The sequence below is a fragment of the Pseudomonas sp. HMSC066A08 genome (assembly GCF_001813025.1).
Classification (GTDB): domain Bacteria; phylum Pseudomonadota; class Gammaproteobacteria; order Pseudomonadales; family Pseudomonadaceae; genus Pseudomonas; species Pseudomonas aeruginosa.
In genome coordinates this window covers 51,558-51,840 of sequence record NZ_KV811305.1, presented here as the reverse complement: position 1 = coordinate 51,840, position 283 = coordinate 51,558, and the positions used below count along the sequence as shown (strand labels likewise).

Sequence of the window (283 nt, the reverse complement as noted above, 5' to 3'; positions counted from 1 at the left end):
CATGCAAGCGCTCTCCCAGCTGAGCTATAGCCCCGAATTCGCCATCAGGCGGGCGATCTTCCGATCGCTTCGACAACCTTCCGGTCATCGACACGTTCACCCATTGCTGGGACGGATGAACATGAAGTGGCGTCCCCTAGGGGACTCGAACCCCTGTTACCGCCGTGAAAGGGCGGTGTCCTAGGCCACTAGACGAAGGGGACAATGAAACCTTCGAAAAGTAAGGCCAGCGATGCTGGCCTTGGAATGTGGTGGAGCTAGACGGGATCGAACCGTCGACCTC

The 283-nt window shown here is 58.3% G+C and carries 1 tRNA gene; it reads right to left on the bottom strand.

The features are described 5' to 3' along the window. Positions 1-127 precede the first annotated feature (127 nt). Positions 128-203 (bottom strand) — tRNA-Glu (locus tag HMPREF2886_RS16500). Between the last annotated feature and the right edge of the window lie 80 nt (positions 204-283).